The 17,587-nt window shown below is 57.6% G+C and carries 18 protein-coding genes and 4 tRNA genes; 1 reads left to right on the top strand and 21 read right to left on the bottom strand.

Going from position 1 to position 17,587, the window contains the following annotated elements; all coding sequences use genetic code 11:
- Positions 1 to 16: 16 nt before the first annotated feature.
- The 21 genes from rpoB to IPM27_10205 all read right to left on the bottom strand — a co-directional run bounded on the left by rpoB (position 17) and on the right by IPM27_10205 (position 15,994).
- Positions 17 to 4,093 carry a DNA-directed RNA polymerase subunit beta gene (gene rpoB, locus IPM27_10305; GenBank protein ID MBK9161930.1) on the bottom strand — a complete coding sequence of 1,359 codons (4,077 nt, stop codon included), beginning with the start codon at positions 4,091 to 4,093 and terminating at the stop codon, positions 17 to 19.
- A gap of 172 nt (positions 4,094 to 4,265) precedes the next feature.
- On the bottom strand, positions 4,266 to 4,646 hold the full coding sequence (gene rplL / locus IPM27_10300) for a 50S ribosomal protein L7/L12 (GenBank protein MBK9161929.1): 381 nt from the start codon (positions 4,644 to 4,646) through the stop codon (positions 4,266 to 4,268).
- A 31-nt stretch (positions 4,647 to 4,677) separates the two neighbouring features.
- A complete protein-coding gene (gene rplJ, locus IPM27_10295) occupies positions 4,678 to 5,175 on the bottom strand; it encodes a 50S ribosomal protein L10 (protein ID MBK9161928.1) in 498 nt (165 codons plus the stop codon).
- Positions 5,176 to 5,420: 245 nt separating this feature from the next.
- The gene (rplA, locus tag IPM27_10290) at positions 5,421 to 6,116 is read right to left on the bottom strand and encodes a 50S ribosomal protein L1 (protein ID MBK9161927.1); all 696 of its coding nucleotides are present in this window, start codon (positions 6,114 to 6,116) and stop codon (positions 5,421 to 5,423) included.
- A gap of 1 nt (position 6,117) precedes the next feature.
- A complete protein-coding gene (rplK, locus tag IPM27_10285) occupies positions 6,118 to 6,552 on the bottom strand; it encodes a 50S ribosomal protein L11 (protein MBK9161926.1) in 435 nt (144 codons plus the stop codon).
- A 126-nt stretch (positions 6,553 to 6,678) separates the two neighbouring features.
- A complete protein-coding gene (nusG, locus tag IPM27_10280; protein ID MBK9161925.1) occupies positions 6,679 to 7,212 on the bottom strand; it encodes a transcription termination/antitermination protein NusG in 534 nt (177 codons plus the stop codon).
- Positions 7,212 to 7,559 carry a preprotein translocase subunit SecE gene (gene secE / locus IPM27_10275; protein MBK9161924.1) on the bottom strand — a complete coding sequence of 116 codons (348 nt, stop codon included), beginning with the start codon at positions 7,557 to 7,559 and terminating at the stop codon, positions 7,212 to 7,214. Before secE ends, nusG begins: the two co-directional genes overlap by 1 nt.
- 34 nt (positions 7,560 to 7,593) lie before the next feature.
- A tRNA-Trp gene (locus IPM27_10270) sits at positions 7,594 to 7,669 on the bottom strand.
- Positions 7,670 to 7,730: 61 nt separating this feature from the next.
- A complete protein-coding gene (gene tuf, locus IPM27_10265) occupies positions 7,731 to 8,921 on the bottom strand; it encodes an elongation factor Tu (GenBank protein ID MBK9161923.1) in 1,191 nt (396 codons plus the stop codon).
- A 49-nt stretch (positions 8,922 to 8,970) separates the two neighbouring features.
- Positions 8,971 to 9,045: transfer RNA gene (locus tag IPM27_10260), tRNA-Thr, on the bottom strand.
- A 10-nt stretch (positions 9,046 to 9,055) separates the two neighbouring features.
- Positions 9,056 to 9,129: transfer RNA gene (locus tag IPM27_10255), tRNA-Gly, on the bottom strand.
- 72 nt (positions 9,130 to 9,201) lie between these two features.
- Positions 9,202 to 9,287, bottom strand: a tRNA-Tyr gene (locus IPM27_10250).
- A 115-nt stretch (positions 9,288 to 9,402) separates the two neighbouring features.
- A complete protein-coding gene (gene hisD, locus IPM27_10245; GenBank protein MBK9161922.1) occupies positions 9,403 to 10,698 on the bottom strand; it encodes a histidinol dehydrogenase in 1,296 nt (431 codons plus the stop codon).
- A gap of 12 nt (positions 10,699 to 10,710) precedes the next feature.
- Entirely contained in the window at positions 10,711 to 11,349 is a 639-nt protein-coding gene (locus IPM27_10240) for an ATP phosphoribosyltransferase (GenBank protein ID MBK9161921.1), read from the bottom strand.
- A gap of 8 nt (positions 11,350 to 11,357) precedes the next feature.
- Entirely contained in the window at positions 11,358 to 12,608 is a 1,251-nt protein-coding gene (gene murA, locus IPM27_10235) for a UDP-N-acetylglucosamine 1-carboxyvinyltransferase (GenBank protein MBK9161920.1), read from the bottom strand.
- The gene (locus IPM27_10230; GenBank protein ID MBK9161919.1) at positions 12,605 to 12,850 is read right to left on the bottom strand and encodes a BolA family transcriptional regulator; all 246 of its coding nucleotides are present in this window, start codon (positions 12,848 to 12,850) and stop codon (positions 12,605 to 12,607) included. Before IPM27_10230 ends, murA begins: the two co-directional genes overlap by 4 nt.
- A gap of 133 nt (positions 12,851 to 12,983) precedes the next feature.
- Positions 12,984 to 13,271 (bottom strand): STAS domain-containing protein, encoded by a 288-nt coding sequence (locus tag IPM27_10225; protein ID MBK9161918.1) that lies wholly within the window; start codon positions 13,269 to 13,271, stop codon positions 12,984 to 12,986.
- Positions 13,268 to 13,900 carry an ABC transporter substrate-binding protein gene (locus tag IPM27_10220; protein MBK9161917.1) on the bottom strand — a complete coding sequence of 211 codons (633 nt, stop codon included), beginning with the start codon at positions 13,898 to 13,900 and terminating at the stop codon, positions 13,268 to 13,270. The genes IPM27_10225 and IPM27_10220 overlap by 4 nt, the downstream gene beginning before the upstream one ends.
- Before the next feature lie 30 nt (positions 13,901 to 13,930).
- On the bottom strand, positions 13,931 to 14,395 hold the full coding sequence (gene mlaD / locus IPM27_10215; protein MBK9161916.1) for an outer membrane lipid asymmetry maintenance protein MlaD: 465 nt from the start codon (positions 14,393 to 14,395) through the stop codon (positions 13,931 to 13,933).
- 3 nt (positions 14,396 to 14,398) lie between these two features.
- On the bottom strand, positions 14,399 to 15,187 hold the full coding sequence (gene mlaE / locus IPM27_10210) for a lipid asymmetry maintenance ABC transporter permease subunit MlaE (protein ID MBK9161915.1): 789 nt from the start codon (positions 15,185 to 15,187) through the stop codon (positions 14,399 to 14,401).
- A gap of 3 nt (positions 15,188 to 15,190) precedes the next feature.
- Entirely contained in the window at positions 15,191 to 15,994 is an 804-nt protein-coding gene (locus tag IPM27_10205; protein ID MBK9161914.1) for an ABC transporter ATP-binding protein, read from the bottom strand.
- 171 nt (positions 15,995 to 16,165) lie between these two features.
- Here IPM27_10205 and IPM27_10200 point away from each other — a divergent pair, with 171 nt between their 5' ends.
- Positions 16,166 to 17,587, top strand: coding sequence for a sigma-54-dependent Fis family transcriptional regulator (locus IPM27_10200; GenBank protein MBK9161913.1), 1,422 nt, complete (start codon positions 16,166 to 16,168; stop codon positions 17,585 to 17,587).

The raw sequence follows: 17,587 nt of genomic DNA, 5'->3' as shown, positions 1-17,587 counted from the left end.
TGTGCCAGAACCGCTATCAGTTACGCATCAGATCCATGTCGATGCCCAAGGAACGGATTTCCTTGATCACCACATTGAAGGATTCCGGCATGCCTGCATCGATCTTGTGGTCGCCCTTGACAATGCTTTCATAAACCTTGGTACGTCCCGCCACATCGTCCGATTTCACGGTCAGCATTTCCTGCAGGGTGTAAGCGGCACCGTAAGCTTCCAGCGCCCACACCTCCATCTCGCCGAAGCGCTGTCCGCCGAACTGCGCCTTGCCGCCCAGCGGCTGCTGGGTCACCAGAGAGTACGGGCCGGTCGAACGCGCGTGCATCTTGTCGTCCACCAGGTGGTGCAACTTGAGCACATGCTTGTAACCGACCGTGACCTGGCGATCGAAGGCCTCGCCGGTACGCCCGTCATGCAGCGTGGTCTGTCCGGACAGCGGCAAGCCCGCCAGTTCCAGCATGTACTTGATCTCTTCCTCGCTGGCGCCGTCGAACACCGGCGTCGCGAACGGCACGCCCACCGTCAGGTTGCGGCACAGCTCAATGATCTCGTCATCGCTGAACGATTCCAGATCGACGACCTGGCCATTGTGATGGTTGTAGATCTTGTTCAGGAACTTGCGCACCTCGGTGATTTTGGCGTTGGTTTGCAGCATCTCGTCGATCTTCTTGCCCAATCCCTTGGCAGCCCAACCCAGATGGGTTTCCAGAATCTGGCCGATGTTCATCCGGGACGGGACGCCCAACGGGTTCAGCACCACATCGACCGGCGTACCATCTGCCATGTACGGCATGTCTTCCACCGGCACGATGCGCGACACCACACCCTTGTTGCCGTGACGGCCGGCCATCTTGTCGCCGGGCTGCAGACGGCGCTTCACGGCCACATACACCTTGACCATCTTCTGTACGCCGGCTTGCAGTTCGTCGCCTTGCGTCAGTTTTTTCTTCTTCAGTTCGAACGCCGCATCGAATTCGATGCGCTTCTGCGCCAGACCTTCCTTGACCTGCTCCATCTGCGCCGCCACGGCATCGTCCGCCACGCGGATATCGAACCATTGGTGCGGTTCGATACTGGACAGATACTCCTTGTTCAACTTGCTGCCCTTGGCCAGCTTCTTCGGACCGCCATTGGCAACCTTGTTGTGCAGCAACTTTTCCAGACGCGCAAACACGTCCGCTTCCACGATGCGCATCTGATCCGCCAGATCCTTCTTGTAGCGGTTCAGTTCGTCGTCGATGATCTGTTGCGCACGATTGTCGCGTTGCAGCCCTTCGCGGGTGAACACCTGAACATCGATCACGGTACCGGAAATGCCCGCGTCGACACGCAGCGACGTATCCTTCACATCGGACGCCTTCTCGCCAAAGATCGCACGCAGCAACTTCTCTTCCGGAGTCAGCTGGGTCTCGCCCTTGGGCGTGACCTTGCCGACCAGCACATCGCCCGGTCCGACTTCCGCGCCGATATGCACGATGCCGCACTCGTCCAGGCGCGCGAGCTGCGCTTCGGACAGGTTCGGAATATCGCGCGTAATTTCCTCGGCGCCGAGCTTGGTGTCACGTGCGGCAACGGTCAGTTCCTCGATATGAATGGAGGTGAAGCGGTCATTCGACAGAACGCGCTCGGAAATCAGAATCGAATCTTCGTAGTTGTAACCATTCCAGGGCATGAACGCGACCAGCATGTTCTGCCCCAATGCCAGCTCGCCCATATCGGTAGAGGCACCATCGGCAATCACGTCGCCGCGGCCGATCACATCGCCGACCTTGACCAGCGGACGCTGGTTGATGTTGGTGTTCTGGTTGGAACGGGTGTACTTGGTCAGGTTATAGATATCCACGCCGACTTCGCCTGCAGTGGTCTCGTCGTCATTGACGCGCACCACGATGCGGCCCGCATCGACGTAATCGATGCGCCCGCCGCGCCATGCCTGCACGGTCGTTCCTGAGTCGACTGCCACGGTGCGCTCGATGCCGGTGCCGACCAGCGGCTTCTCGGCGCGCAGGCAGGGGACTGCCTGACGCTGCATGTTCGCCCCCATCAGCGCGCGGTTTGCATCGTCGTGCTCCAGAAACGGGATCAGCGATGCCGCAACCGACACCACCTGCGACGGCGAAACGTCCATATACTCCAGCTTATCCGGCTCGGCCAGCACGAACTCGTTGTGCTGACGCGCAGACACGATGTCGTTGGTAAAGTGACCGCGCTTGTCCAGCTCGGCGTTCGCCTGCGCGATGGTGAATTTACCCTCCTCGATCGCCGACAGATATTCCACCTCGTCCGAAACCTTGCTCTTGTTCACCTTGCGGTATGGCGTTTCGATAAAGCCGTACTCGTTGGTACGCGCGTACAAAGCCAGCGAATTGATCAGACCGATGTTCGGACCTTCCGGCGTCTCGATCGGGCATACGCGGCCATAGTGGGTCGGATGTACGTCGCGCACCTCGAAGCCGGCGCGCTCGCGGGTCAGGCCGCCTGGGCCCAGTGCGGAGATACGCCGCTTGTGCGTCACTTCGGACAACGGATTGGTCTGATCCATGAACTGGCTCAGCTGGCTGGAGCCGAAGAACTCCTTCACCGCAGCCGAGATAGGCTTGGCGTTGATCAGATCGTGCGGCATCAGATTATCGGTCTCAGCCTGCCCCAGACGCTCCTTGACGGCACGTTCGACACGGGCCAGACCGGCGCGGAACTGGTTCTCGGCCAGTTCGCCGACGGCACGCACGCGGCGGTTGCCAAGGTGATCGATGTCGTCGATCTCGCCACGACCGTTGCGCAACTCGACCAGTATCTTGACCACCTCGACGATGTCCTCATTGGACAGCGTGGTCGCACCGGTCAATTCCTCGCGCCCGACGCGACGATTGAATTTCATGCGACCGACGGACGACAGATCGTAACGCTCTTCATTGAAGAACAAACCTTGAAACAGGTTTTCCACCGCATCCTCGGTAGGCGGTTCGCCGGGACGCATCATGCGGTAGATCGCCACACGCGCAGTCCACTGATCGGTTGTCTCGTCGGTGCGCAACGTCTGCGAAATGAAGGCGCCGTGATCCAGATCGTTGGTATACAGCGTCTGTATCTTGGCGATGCCAGCGACCTTCAGGTTCTCCAGTAGCGTTTCGCTGATCTCGTCGTTGGCATTGGCAACAATCTCGCCGCTGTCCGTATCCACGATGTTATGCGCCAGTACACGGCCGACCAGGAAATCCTCGCTCACGGCCAGCTTGTCGATGCCCGCTTCCTGCATCTCGCGGATATGACGCACGGTGATTCGTTTGTCCTTGGCCACAATGACCTTGCCGGACTTACCAACGATATCGAAGCGCGCGATCTCGCCACGCAGGCGCTCGGGAACCACCTCGAACTGGATGCCCTTCTTGCCCAGATGGAAGGTATCGAATTCGAAGAACATCCTGAGCATGTCTTCATTGCCGTAGCCCAGCGAACGCAGCAGTATGGTCACCGGCATCTTGCGGCGGCGGTCAATACGGAAATACACGTAATCCTTGGCGTCGAACTCGAAGTCTAGCCATGAGCCGCGGTAAGGAATCACGCGTGCGGAAAACAGCAACTTGCCGGAAGAATGGGTCTTGCCGCGGTCATGCTCGAAGAACACACCGGGAGAGCGGTGCAATTGCGACACGATCACGCGCTCGGTACCGTTGACCACGAACGAACCGGTGTGGGTCATCAGCGGGATCTCGCCCATGTAGACCTCCTGCTCCTTCACTTCCTTGACTGTGGGCTTGGATGCCTCCTTGTCCATAATGGTCAGGCGCACGCGGGCGCGCAGTGGCGAAGCGTAGGTCAGGCCGCGCTGCTGGCATTCCTTGACGTCGAAAGGCGGCATGCCAAGCTGGTAACTGACGAAATCGAGCCGCGCATTCTTGGAGTGACTCAGGATCGGGAATATCCCGTTGAAAGCGGCTTGCAATCCCTCGTTCTTGCGCTGCTCGGGAGAGGTGTATGCCTGCAGGAACGCAGCATAGGATTCCAGTTGGGTGGATAATAGGAATGGAACCGGCAAGGCACCGATTCGCTTGGCAAAACTTTTACGAATACGTTTTTTTTCGGTAAAAGAGTAGCTCATACAATCTCCACGATTAAGGGATTACGAAGTTTCAGAAACGGCACAAACAGCAAATCGTCCCGTAGCAAAAAATCAGGGGGCAGAATGTATTCCGTCCTTTTCTGTCCGCTGACTTCTTAAAGCGGCAAAAGGCTGACGGTGATATCCGCCAGCCTTCCTGCAGCAAACCGCCTTACTTAAGTTCGGCAGTCGCGCCAGCTTCAACCAACTGCTTCAATGCAGCATCGGCATCCGCCTTGGAAACACCTTCCTTGACCGCCTTCGGTGCGCCATCGACCAGATCCTTGGCTTCCTTCAGGCCCAGGCCGGTAATAGCGCGAACTGCCTTGATGACGTTCACCTTGTTGTCACCGACGCCCTTGAGCATCACAGTGAATTCGGTCTGTTCGGCAGCAGCGGCAGCACCGCCAGCGGCAGCACCACCAGCAGAGGGAGCTGCCATCGCAGCAGCAGACACGCCAAACTTCTCTTCAATTGCCTTGACCAACTCGTTCAATTCCAGCACGGACATGCCGTCCAAAGCTGTCAAAAATGCGTCTTTATCGAATGCCATGTTATTTTCCTAACTTTATAAATTAATCAGATCAAGCTGCAGCGGGTTCCTTCTGCTCGGCCACTGCGCTGAGTACGCGAGCCAAGCCAGAAACCGGCGATTGCAGCAAACCACACAGTTGTGCCAGCAGAACTTCCTTCGACGGCACGGAAGCCAGCGCATTCACGCCTGCAGCATCCAGCATCTTGCCGTTGTAGGAACCTGCCTTCACGACCAGCTTGTCGTTCGTCTTGGCGAACTCGTACACTACCTTGGCGGCCGCAACGGCATCCGCGCTGATGCTGTACACCAGCGGGCCGACCATCTTGTCAGCCAAGGCTTCGAACGGAGTACCCTGCACCGCGCGGCGCGCCAGCGTGTTCTTCAACACGTGGAAATACACCCCGGAGTTGCGCGCGTTGGCACGCAACCTGGTGATGTCGCCGACTTCGATGCCGCGATACTCTGCCAAGACGATGGTCTGAGCCTGCGCCACTTGGGCACCGACTTCCGCGACCACGGCTTGTTTTTGTTGCAGATTGAGACTCAAGTCTTCCTCCTTAAATATATCCGGAACGCACTTGCGTACGTTCCACCCGTTACAACTGCGACCTTGAGCCAGAAGAATGACGATTCCTGCTCGCGGGCACACCATCTACGTGGGCCGGCAGATTGCTCCGCCATTTAAGCCCAAGGCCAATCGCTCCTTCGGCACCTACGGTCTTGGACGCTGTCAGCACGCCAGCACTCCAAAAGCGGTTACGGCGGGACATACGTCCCGCCGACTTAAAACATTTATGCGGCCAGACTGGCCTGTTCCACGCGAATACCCGCACCCATCGTACTGGAGATGGAAACCTTCTTCAGGTACACACCTTTGGACGCGGCAGGCTTGGCCTTGTTCAACGCATCGATCAACGCCAGCAGGTTCTCGCGCAAGTCTTCCGGCGCGAACGAAGCGCGGCCGATTGTGCATTGCACGATACCATTCTTGTCGGTACGGTATTGCACTTGGCCGGCCTTGGCGTTCTTCACTGCACCCGCCACGTCTGCGGACACCGTACCCACCTTGGGATTAGGCATCAGGCCGCGCGGACCGAGGATCTGACCCAGTTGGCCGACCAGACGCATCGCGTCCGGACTGGCGATCAGCACGTCGAAATTCAGGTTGCCGCCCTTAATGGATTCGGCCAAGTCTTCAAAACCAACGATATCGGCACCGGCAGCCTTGGCTTCTTCTGCCTTCGCGCCCTGCGCGAACACCGCCACGCGCATGGTTTTGCCAGTACCTTTCGGCAGCACGACAGAGCCACGCACCAGCTGGTCGGATTTCTTGGCATCAATGCCCAGATTCACAGCGACATCAATGGATTCGTCGAATTTCGCCACGGCAGTTTCCTTGACCAGATTCAGCGCATCGTTCAAAGGATACAGTTTGCTGCGGTCGACTTTGGCGGCGACCGCCTTGTAGCGTTTGGAAACGTTAGCCATGTTATTTCACTCCTTCCACAGTGATGCCTATGCTGCGCGCGCTGCCGGCGATGGTGCGCACTGCAGCATCCATATCAGCGGCCGTCAGATCCGGCATCTTGGTCGTCGCGATCTCTTCCGCCTGCTTGCGGGTCAGGTTGCCGACCTTGTCGGTATGGGGCGTCTTGCTGCCCTTCTGGATGCCGGCAGCCTTCTTGATCAGGATGGTTGCGGGGGGCGTCTTCATCACGAAAGTGAAGCTCTTGTCCGCATACGCCGTGATCACGCAAGGAATCGGCAGACCCGGCTCCACGCCCTGGGTTTGCGCATTGAACGCCTTGCAGAATTCCATGATATTCAGTCCGCGCTGACCCAGTGCTGGACCGATGGGGGGACTGGGATTGGCCTTACCGGCCGGGACTTGCAGCTTGATATAGCCGACGATTTTCTTTGCCATGATGCACTCCTACTCTAACGGGTACCAGCGAGACGCTCGGTCTCTCCCCAACATGAGAAACAACAAATGGGAAACGGCATCTGCATTTTTTGCAGGCTGCGTTCCCCAAATCTTATTTCTCGCTCTTCAGCCTTTCTCTACTTGGCCGAAATCCAGTTCCACGGGTGTCGAACGACCAAAGATGGCCACCGCCACACGTATTTTGCTCTTGTCGTAATTGACATCCTCAACCGTACCATTGAAGTCCGTGAACGGACCGTCCTTGACGCGCACCGTTTCACCCACCTCAAACAGCACCTTGGGCCTGGGCTTCTCGATCCCGGCCTGCATCTGCTGCATGATGTTCTCAACTTCCTTCGCACTGATCGGGGTCGGCTTCATCGCGGAACCACCCAAGAAACCGGTCACTTTGGGCGTATTTTTCACCAAGTGCCAGCTTTCATCGGTCATTTCCATCTCGACCAGCACATAGCCGGGAAAGAACTTGCGTTCGCTGATGCTCTTCTGGCCGGACTTCAGTTCCACGACTTCCTCAACCGGCACCAGAATCTGGCCGAATTTATCCTGCATGCCCTCACGCTGAATACGCTCGGCCAATGCACGCTGCACGCTTTTCTCAAACTGCGAGTACGTATGAACTACATACCAATGCATGGCCATTATTCACCTCGTCCCATCAGCTTATTCACCACCATCATCAAACCGGCATCCACCGCCCAGAGAAACAGCGCCATCGTTATTGCGAACAGAATCACCACACCGGTGGTTTGCAGCGTCTCCTTCCTGGTCGGCCAAACTACGCGCTTTGCCTCGGCAACGGAATCGCCGCCAAACGCAAAGAACCGCCTGCCGGGCTCGCTGGTCAAACCCACACCCGCCGCCGCCGCCAGACCAACCAGCACCGAAGCCAGCCTCAACACCGCCGCACTGTCCTGCAGGTAATAAAAACCTGCGACCCCCGCCGCAACCAACAGCAGAGCAACGAGCAACTTGATTTTGTCCGCCATGGTGACCATTCCAATCAATTGTTACTAAACTTCTTGGCAGGCCAGGAGGGTCTCGAACCCCCAACCCTCGGTTTTGGAGACCGATACTCTACCAATTGAGCTACTGGCCTATAAACCCATTACAACAACAGCGGAGCGAATTCCTTCGCCCCGCCAGCATTGCGCTATCTATTACTCGATGATCTTTGCAACCACACCGGCGCCGACGGTACGACCGCCTTCGCGGATCGCGAAGCGCAGACCTTCTTCCATCGCGATCGGGTTGATCAGGTTCACCGTGATCGACACGTTGTCGCCAGGCATCACCATCTCGGTTCCGGCCGGCAGCTCCACCGCTCCGGTCACGTCAGTCGTACGGAAGTAGAACTGAGGACGGTAGCCTTGGAAGAACGGAGTGTGACGACCGCCCTCATCCTTGCCCAGAACGTAGATCTCGGCGGTGAACTTGGTGTGCGGGGTGATGGAGCCGGGCTTGGCCAGAACCTGACCACGCTCGACTTCTTCACGCTTGGTGCCGCGCAGCAGTACGCCGACGTTGTCGCCTGCCTGACCCTGGTCGAGCAGTTTGCGGAACATCTCGACGCCGGTACAGGTGGTCTTCAGGGTCGGCTTGATGCCAACGATCTCGATTTCTTCGCCCACTTTGATGACACCACGCTCGATACGGCCAGTTACGACGGTGCCGCGACCGGAGATGGAGAATACGTCTTCCACCGGCATCAGGAAGGTGCCGTCGATGGCGCGTTCCGGCGTCGGAATGTAGCTGTCCAGCGCTTCAGCCAGCTTCAGGATGGAGCCTTCGCCCAACTCGCCGGCATCGCCTTGTACGGCTTTCAGCGCGGAGCCCTTGACGATGGGAATGTCGTCGCCAGGAAATTCGTACTTGGAGAGCAGCTCGCGCACTTCCATCTCAACCAGTTCCAGCAGCTCTTCGTCGTCGACCATGTCGCACTTGTTCAGATACACGATGATGTAGGGCACACCAACCTGACGAGCCAGCAGGATGTGCTCGCGGGTCTGCGGCATCGGGCCGTCAGCAGCGGAGCAAACCAGGATCGCGCCGTCCATCTGGGCAGCACCGGTGATCATGTTCTTGACGTAGTCGGCGTGGCCCGGGCAGTCAACGTGTGCGTAGTGACGGCTCGCGGTCTCGTATTCGACGTGCGCGGTATTGATGGTGATGCCGCGCGCCTTTTCTTCAGGCGCCGCGTCGATCTGATCGTAGGCCTTGGCTTCTCCACCAAACTTCTTGGACAGCACCATCGTGATCGCCGCCGTCAGGGTGGTCTTGCCGTGGTCCACGTGACCAATCGTGCCCACATTCACGTGCGGCTTCGTACGTTCAAATTTGCTCTTTGCCATGATTTTTCCTTATCAATGTCAAACGTTAACAATAAAAATACAAAATTACTGGTGCCCATGGCGAGAATCGGACTCGCGACCTCTCCCTTACCAAGGGAGTGCTCTACCACTGAGCCACATGGGCAAAAACCTACTGGAGCGGGTGAAGGGAATCGAACCCTCGTCGTAAGCTTGGAAGGCTTCTGCTCTACCATTGAGCTACACCCGCACAACTTCGCCGCCACCGCGACCAAGCAATCAAACGCCCATCGCCGCCCAGTCAAACTTTACTGCATCATTTTGGTGGAGGGGGACGGATTCGAACCATCGTACTCGTAAGAGGGCAGATTTACAGTCTGCTGCCTTTAACCACTCGGCCACCCCTCCAAAAAGAGCCCGCGATTATCCACATTTCAGCAAATCGTGTCAAAGGAAATCTGTATTTCACAGCAAGAAGCAGACCATCCGCGCTACCGACAACGGACAACCCCCACCCCGGAAGTCATTTTCTCCTGAACAATGCCGATTGGGCGTGCGCCTGCAATCCCTCGCCAAACGCCAGTACCGAAGCAATAGCCCCCAGAGATTGCGCACCTTGCGCGGACACCTGAATGAGACTGCTGCGTTTCTGGAAATCGTAGACGCCTAACGGAGAGGAAAAACGCGCCGTACCGGAGGTCGGTAGCACATGGTTCGGGCCGGCGCAGTAGTCACCCAGCGATTCGGACGTGTAACGGCCCATGAAAATCGCACCGGCATGCCTGAGCTTGGGTAGCAGTGCTTGCGGATTGGCCACGGACAGCTCCAGATGCTCCGGTGCGATGCGGTTACTGATGCGGCACGCTTCGTCCATATCGGCCACATGGATCAATGCGCCGCGATTCTCCAATGCGGTCCGAATGATATCCTTGCGCGGCATCTGTTCCAGTAACCGGTCTGCGCTGGCCGCAACCGCCTCGTTGAATTCCGCATCGGGAGACAACAGAATGGCCTGCGCCAACTCGTCATGTTCAGCTTGGGAGAACAGATCCATCGCCACCCAGTCAGGATCGGTCTGCCCGTCACAGATCACCAGAATTTCCGATGGCCCGGCCACCATATCTATCCCGCAAACGCCGAATACACGGCGTTTCGCCGAGGCCACATAGGCATTTCCGGGACCGACGATCTTGTCCACCTTGGGTATACTTGCCGTGCCGTAGGCCAATGCGGCCACCGCCTGCGCACCGCCGATCGTGAACACGCGATCCACACCGGAAAGGTGCGCTGCCGCCAGCACCAATTGGTTCTTCACCCCATCCGGGGTCGGCACGACCATGATCAGCTCAGCCACCCCGGCCACTTTCGCTGGCAGTGCGTTCATCAACACGGAAGACGGGTAAGCCGCCTTGCCGCCCGGCACATACAGCCCCACACGATCCAGCGGGGTCACCTGTTGACCCAGCAGCGTGCCATCGGCGTCCGTATAACTCCACGACGCCTGGATTTGCTTGCGGTGATAATCGGTCACGCGTTGCGCAGCCTGCTCCAGGGCACTGCGCTGATCGGCAGGCAGCCCCTCGAATGCCACCTTCAGTTCGGCTCGCGGCAATTCCATCGCTTCAGCATCCGCCAGCGGTAGGCGGTCGAACCTGGCGGTATATTCGAGCACCGCCGCATCACCCCGCAACTGGACATCCTTCAGGATATCGGCAACCGTTGCCTCCAGCACTTCATCGGCCGTTTCCTCGAACGCCAGCAATTTACCCAATTCGGCATCAAAGCCTTCATTGCTTGTGGAAAGTCGTCTGATTTTCATTGGCAACAAATCCTATTTCTCAATCGTTTCGGCAAACGAATCCAGCATCGGCTGAATGATTTCATGCTTCAATTTCAGCGCCGCCTGGTTCACCACCAGACGCGACGAGACATCGCCGATATGTTCCACCGCTTTCAGGTTGTTCGCTTTGAGCGTATTGCCACTACTCACCAGATCCACGATGGCGTCCGACAAACCCACCAGTGGTGCCAGTTCCATCGAGCCATACAGCTTGATCAGGTCCACATGCACGCCCTTGGCAGCGAAGTGCGCTCTGGCCGTTTGCACGTATTTGGTCGCCACGCGCAAACGCGCGCCCTGACGTACCGCTGATTCGTAATCGAAATCGCCACGCACCGCCACCATCATCCGGCAACGCGCGATATCCAGATCCAGTGGTTGGTACAAACCCGTACCGCCGTGTTCGTCCAGCACATCCTTGCCGGCCACACCCATGTCGGCCGCGCCATATTGCACGTAGGTCGGCACATCGCTGGCGCGCACGATGATCAGCCGCACATCCGTGCGATTGGTCGGCAGGATCAACTTGCGCGAAGACTCCGGGTCTTCCAGCGCGACAATGCCCGCCGCCTTCAGCAACGGCATGGTCTCTTCAAAGATGCGTCCCTTGGACAGTGCGATGGTGATCATTCAAATTCCTAACTGACGCGGCGTATCTGCGCCCCTAGGGCCGACAGTTTCGCCTCGATATGCTCATAACCGCGATCCAGATGGTAGATACGATCCACGATCGTCTCGCCTTGCGCCACCAGACCGGCGATCACCAGCGAAGCCGAAGCGCGCAGGTCAGTCGCCATGACGGTCGCGCCTTCGAGTTGCGCGCAGCCCTTGATGACGGCGGTATTACCTTCCACCTCGATCTGCGCTCCCAGACGGCGCAATTCCTGGACATGCATGAAACGGTTCTCAAAAATCGTCTCGACCACGATGGCGCTGCCCTGCGCGATCGTATTCAGCGCCATGAACTGCGCCTGCATATCGGTCGGGAAAGCCGGGTAGGGTGCGGTACGCAGGTTCACCGCGACCGGACGGTTGCGCATTTCCAGACTGATGCGATTTCCCGATATTTCCACCGTTGCGCCGGCTTCGCGCAATTTTTCCAGCACACTGTCAAGGATATCGGCACGCGCATCGGTCAGCGTGATACACCCGCCCGTAGCAGCTGCAGCAACCAGGAAGGTGCCGCTTTCTATCCGATCCGGCATGACGCGGTAATCCGCCCCATGCAAATCCTTTACGCCCTGTATGGTAATGGTATCGCTGCCTGCGCCGCAGATCTGCGCACCCATCGCGATCAGGCAATTGGCCAGATCCACCACCTCGGGTTCTCGCGCCGCATTTTCCAGCACCGTGACCCCATCCGCCAGCGCGGCCGCCATCATCAGGTTTTCCGTACCGGTCACGCTCACCAGATCGAAACAGATGCGCGCACCCTTGAGACGGCTGGCTTTCGCGTGGATGTAGCCGTGCTCGATATGGATTTCCGCCCCCATCGCCTGCAGGCCCTTGATATGCAGATCCACCGGCCGCGACCCGATCGCACAGCCGCCGGGCAGCGAAACGCGCGCCTCACCAAAACGGGCAACCAGGGGTCCCAGCACGAGAATTGCAGCGCGCATGGTTTTCACCATGTCGTAAGGTGCTTCCAGCTTATCCACCTGCGCCGCATCAAAGATCGCCGACTGCGAATCAACGGCAACACGCACGCCCATCTGCTGCAGCAACTTGGCCATCGTCGCAACATCGTGCATGTCAGGCAAGTTGTCCAAGCGCAGGCTTTCTGCCGTCAGCAGACTGGCGCACATGATCGGCAATGCGGCATTCTTGGCGCCGGAGATTCGCACCTCGCCATTAAGCCGGCCGCCGCCCTGTATGGCCAGTTTCTTCATGATTGCACCTTGGCCGCCCATTCCTGCGGCGTATAGGTTTTCATCGACAATGCATGGATCTCCTCGCGCATCCGGTCTCCCAATGACAGATATACCAATTGGTGACGCTGCACACGATTCTTGCCGGCAAAAACATCGCTTACCACTACGGCTTCAAAATGCGCACCGTCCCCCACCACGCTCAAATGCTCGGTAGCGATACCTTGTACGATATTGAGTCGAATGCTCTCAGGAGTGACCATTATTCAGATTCTTTAAACTTATCGGTTGCAAAAATGCCTCGGATGCACTTCATCCAAGGCCAAAGGCGTGCATGATACTAAAAAACCCGCAGGGAATGCGCGCGGCTCCGGACGGGCCGCGTGCTTTATCAAATCAAACCGGTTGGCCGGGCAACAATTCAGCCACCCCATACAATTGCGCCAGACTGAGCAAATCTTCAGGCAAACCCGTCACGCTCAACTTGCGATTACCGCTCCGCGCCGCTCTTGTCCAGCCCAGCAGCATACTGATCGCCGCCGAATCGACGGCCTCGACCTGAGAGAAGTCGACCAGCAGATCCTGCCCATCCACGAATTTCAAGCCGGCCTCAAACAAAGCCGGCACGGTCGCTATCGTCAGGCGGCCCTGCAATACCAGCCGGTCGCCCTCGAGCTTGATCATTTCACCTCCGCCTTTTGCCGCATCGCATCGGATGCCTTGGCGTTCTTGTCGGACAACATCCGGATCAGACCGTCAATGCCATCCTGCTCAATCTGCGAAGCAAATGTGCCGCGATAACTGGTCACCATGCTGACTCCCTCGATGGATACGTCAAAGACTTTCCAGTTATCGGCGGTTTTCACCATCTCGTAATCGACCGGGATCGGTTGCACGCCCTGTTTGTTGATGCTGGTCCTGACAGTCACTTCGTTTTCGTCAGCCACCATCCTGAACGGTTTGACCTCGACCGTTTGATCGCGGTAAACGGTAAAGGCCTTGGTGTACGTGCGCACCAGCAAATTGCGAAACTCCGCAACCAGCACCTGCCGCTGCTCGGGCGTTGCGGATCGCCAATGCTTACCCACCGCCAGCCGGGTCATACGCGTGAAATCAAAATGTGGCAAAACCTTGGCCTCCACCAGAGCCAGCGTCTTTTTCTGGTTGCCCGCCTGAATATCCTTGTCCTGCTTGATGATGGTGACAACTTCCGCCACGGTATTCCTGATCAGGGCATCCGGCGCCAGCACCTCAGCCTGTGCGACCCCCACCATGCACACCAGACATGCGACCGCATTGAACAAACCCTTCATCTTTGACTTCCTTTCATCATTTCGCCGGAATCACTTGGTGGATTCCTCCGCCTTGCTGTAAATGAACTTGCCTATCAAGTCTTCCAATACCATGGCCGATTGGGTTTTCCTGAGCTGATCGCCATCCTTGAGCATTTCCTCTTCCCCGCCGGGCATCAGGCCGATATATTGCTCACCCAGCAGACCCGAGGTGAGGATATTGGCGAATGTGTCTTTCGGAAACTTGTAACGGTTATCCAGACTCATCACCACCTTGGCTTCATAACGTTCCGTATCCAGGGTAATGTCCGTCACGCGGCCAACCAATACACCCGCACTCTTGATTGATGCCTTGGTCTTCAAGCCGCCGATATTGGAAAAGTAGGCATGCAACTGATATGTCTCCGACACATTATATGTGCTCAGGTTCCCAACCTTCATTGCCAGCATCACCAGTGCCGCGATACCGCCGACGACGAACACCCCCACCCACAGGTCCAGCGTAGTCCGTTCCATAACTCAAGCTCCTCCGAACATCATTGCAGTCAAAATAAAATCCAGCATCAGGATCGCCAGCGACGAGGTGACCACCGTGCGCGTGGTCGCGCCGGACACGCCTTCCGCAGTGGGCGGCGCATCGTAACCCTCGAACAGCGCGATCACAGTCACAACCGTACCAAACACGAAACTCTTTATCACCCCATTCAGAATATCTTCGCGAAAATCGACTGCGGCCTGCATCTGCGACCAGAAAGAGCCCTCGTCCACGCCGATCTGCACCACCCCGACGAAATAGCCGCCGAACACCCCGACCGCACTGAACATCGCAGCCAATAACGGCATGGAAATCACGCCCGCCCAGAAACGCGGTGCAACGATACGCGCAATGGGGTTCACCGCCATCATCTCCATCGCCGTGATCTGTTCGGTCGCCTTCATCAGCCCGATCTCTGCGGTCATCGCCGACCCGGCACGGCTGGCAAACAGCAATGCGGCGACGACCGGTCCGAGTTCGCGTACCAGACCCAACGCCACCATCACGCCCAGCGCAGATTCAGAACCGTAGCGTTTGAGTGTCTCATAGCCCTGCAATCCGAGCACCATGCCGACAAACAGCCCCGCCACGATGATAATGATGAGCGACATCACGCCGGTGGAAAACAACTCCTTGATGGTCAGGTGAAAACGCCTGAAGCTGCTGCCGGAATGCAACAGGATGAGCATGAAAAAACGCGTCGCCAACCCGATGCGCCACACCGCGTTGGTAGCCTGATGGCCGATTGACCTGAATGTTTTGACTGCCGGCATGTTCTAACCCTGTAAATTCAAATCCTGGCGATATTCACCGCCGGGATAATGGAACGGCATCGGACCATCCATCTCGCCGTGCACGAACTGATGCACAAACTCCTTGTCGGATGCGCGTATCTGATCCGGCGTACCTTCCGCCACGATCACCCCGCTCGCCATGAAATAGACGTAGTCCACGATCTTCAGAGACTCCTGCACATCATGGGTGACGATGATCGAAGTCGCCCCCAGCGCGCCATTCAGCCTGCGGATCAGGTCGCCGACCACCGTCAATGAAATCGGATCCAGCCCGGCAAACGGCTCGTCATACATGATCAGCATCGGATCGAGCGCCACGGTACGGGCCAGAGCCACGCGCCTTGCCATGCCGCCGGACAGTTCGGAAGGCATCAGGTCATGTGTGCCGCGCAACCCGACCGCGTGCAGCTTCATCAATACCAGATCGTGAATCAATTCTTCCGGCAGATCGGTATGTTCGCGCATCTGGAAAGCCACGTTATCGTACACCGACATATCGGTGAACAACGCGCCGAACTGGAACAGCATACCCATTTTGCGGCGCATCGCGTACAGCCCATCCTGGTCCAGTTCATGAAGCTTTTGCCCGTCCACCTTGACGTAGCCTTTGGTCGGTTTGAGCGCACCGCCAATATGCCGCAACATGGTGGTTTTCCCGCAACCGCTCAGTCCCATGATGGCAACCAGCTTACCTCTCGGGAAAGTCATGTTGATACCCTCCAGAACGGGGCGCCGGTCATAGGCAAAATTAAGGTCGCGAATTTCGACCAGGTTGGACGAGGACAAAACTGAAATCCAGGAAATCGGGAAGCGGCATTCTAAACTACTGCGCAAACAATCCTCAACCAAAGGCTGCTCGCCACCGATTCCCGGCCCATCGCCATGCCCTTTATTAATGGTTGAGCTTGTCCCCGCTTGCCGTTATGCTCCGTAACCAGTGTTTATCCCGACGGGCATATGTTGAACACCACCACGGCGCTTCCCAGTCTATTGATCGTTGACGACGATCCGCTGATCCGCGAAGGATTGGCGATCGCATTCGAGCGCGACTTCACGGTACACCAGGCCGAATCGCGCAGCACGGCGATCAAGGTACTGCGCGAATTGCCCGCTCCTCCGCAACTGGCGCTGATCGACCTGGGACTCCCCCCCGAACCGCATCGACCCGACGAAGGCTTCCACCTGATCGCCGAACTGCTGGCTCATTCGCCGAAAATCAAGATTTTCACGTTATCCGGACAAAGCGAGCAAAGCAACGCGCGCCATGCACGCGCACTGGGCGCGATCGATTTCATCGCCAAACCTTGCGCGCCGGAAAAGATCAAAAAACACCTGGATAATGCGCTGGGGCTCCAGGACAGCGAACGTTCCGAGACCACCCAGGATGATCGCTCCATGGGATTGATCGGGCAAAGTACGGAAATGCAGGCGTTGCGCAACCAGATCCAGACCTATGCCGCCTTGCCCTTCCCGGTGCTCATCGAAGGTGAATCCGGGTGCGGCAAGGAATTGGTCGCAGCGGCGCTGCAAAAATTCGGCGGCAAGCCCGATGCCCCTTTCAAGATCATCAACTGCGCGGCGATTGCACCGACGCTTCTCGAACCCTCCCTGTTCGGGCACAGCAAGGGAGCATTCACCGGCGCGGCAAATGCGCAGTCCGGCTTTTTCGAGGACGCGACGGATGGCACACTGCTTCTGGACGAGATCGGGGAGCTGCCGCTGGAACTGCAAACCAAGCTGCTGCGGGTACTGGAAAACGGTGAATACCAGCGTGTCGGAGAAACAACGACACGCAAGAGCCATGCGCGCATCATTGCCGCGACCAACCGCAATCTGCGCGAAGCCGTAAAAGCCGGCACGTTCCGCGCCGACCTTTACCATCGCCTGAACGTCTTTTCCATAGCCGTCCCACCGCTACGCGAATTGGGACCGGACAAGCTGCAACTGCTCAACCATTTCCGCTCCCATTACGCACGGCAACTCAAGCAAATCCCGTTCGAACTGCACCCCGAGTCGCTGCATCTCTGGGAACAATACAGTTTTCCGGGTAATGTCCGGGAGCTTCGTAATATCGTCATCAGGCTGACCACGAAATTCCCCGGCCTGACCATCAATACCGCGCAATTGCAGGAGGAGTTTGATCCGCAGTCGAGCATAGCATCGACGGGCGACCCGGATTCCGACGTGATCAGGCAACGCATCCGGGAGGGCAATTTCAGCCTGGACAGCCTGTTGCGCGAACAGGAGAAGCTGTATATCGATGCCGCACTGGAACTGGCGATCGGCAATGTCAGCGAAGCCGCCAAGCTGCTAGGCATAAACCGCACCACGCTTTATAGTCGCATGGACGCACAATCCAAAATGAAGGCGCAAAACTGA

The sequence above is a fragment of the Nitrosomonadales bacterium genome (genome assembly GCA_016716325.1).
Lineage (GTDB): Bacteria > Pseudomonadota > Gammaproteobacteria > Burkholderiales > Gallionellaceae > Gallionella.
Note: the sequence above shows the minus strand (reverse complement) of the source record. Positions and strands in the feature narration are given on the sequence as shown.

Excerpts from the sequence above, each read along its gene's own strand:
- rpoB (MBK9161930.1), bottom strand. The coding sequence starts at position 4,093 with ATGAGCTACTCTTTTACCGAAAAAAAACGTATTCGTAAAAGTTTTGCC.
- rplL (MBK9161929.1), bottom strand. The coding sequence starts at position 4,646 with ATGGCATTCGATAAAGACGCATTTTTGACAGCTTTGGACGGCATGTCC.
- rplA (MBK9161927.1), bottom strand. The coding sequence starts at position 6,116 with ATGGCTAACGTTTCCAAACGCTACAAGGCGGTCGCCGCCAAAGTCGAC.
- rplK (MBK9161926.1), bottom strand. The coding sequence starts at position 6,552 with ATGGCAAAGAAAATCGTCGGCTATATCAAGCTGCAAGTCCCGGCCGGT.
- nusG (MBK9161925.1), bottom strand. The coding sequence starts at position 7,212 with ATGGCCATGCATTGGTATGTAGTTCATACGTACTCGCAGTTTGAGAAA.
- secE (MBK9161924.1), bottom strand. The coding sequence starts at position 7,559 with ATGGCGGACAAAATCAAGTTGCTCGTTGCTCTGCTGTTGGTTGCGGCG.
- tuf (MBK9161923.1), bottom strand. The coding sequence starts at position 8,921 with ATGGCAAAGAGCAAATTTGAACGTACGAAGCCGCACGTGAATGTGGGC.
- hisD (MBK9161922.1), bottom strand. The coding sequence starts at position 10,698 with ATGAAAATCAGACGACTTTCCACAAGCAATGAAGGCTTTGATGCCGAA.
- IPM27_10240 (MBK9161921.1), bottom strand. The coding sequence starts at position 11,349 with ATGATCACCATCGCACTGTCCAAGGGACGCATCTTTGAAGAGACCATG.
- murA (MBK9161920.1), bottom strand. The coding sequence starts at position 12,608 with ATGAAGAAACTGGCCATACAGGGCGGCGGCCGGCTTAATGGCGAGGTG.
- IPM27_10230 (MBK9161919.1), bottom strand. The coding sequence starts at position 12,850 with ATGGTCACTCCTGAGAGCATTCGACTCAATATCGTACAAGGTATCGCT.
- IPM27_10225 (MBK9161918.1), bottom strand. The coding sequence starts at position 13,271 with ATGATCAAGCTCGAGGGCGACCGGCTGGTATTGCAGGGCCGCCTGACG.
- IPM27_10220 (MBK9161917.1), bottom strand. The coding sequence starts at position 13,900 with ATGAAGGGTTTGTTCAATGCGGTCGCATGTCTGGTGTGCATGGTGGGG.
- mlaD (MBK9161916.1), bottom strand. The coding sequence starts at position 14,395 with ATGGAACGGACTACGCTGGACCTGTGGGTGGGGGTGTTCGTCGTCGGC.
- mlaE (MBK9161915.1), bottom strand. The coding sequence starts at position 15,187 with ATGCCGGCAGTCAAAACATTCAGGTCAATCGGCCATCAGGCTACCAAC.
- IPM27_10200 (MBK9161913.1), top strand. The coding sequence starts at position 16,166 with ATGTTGAACACCACCACGGCGCTTCCCAGTCTATTGATCGTTGACGAC.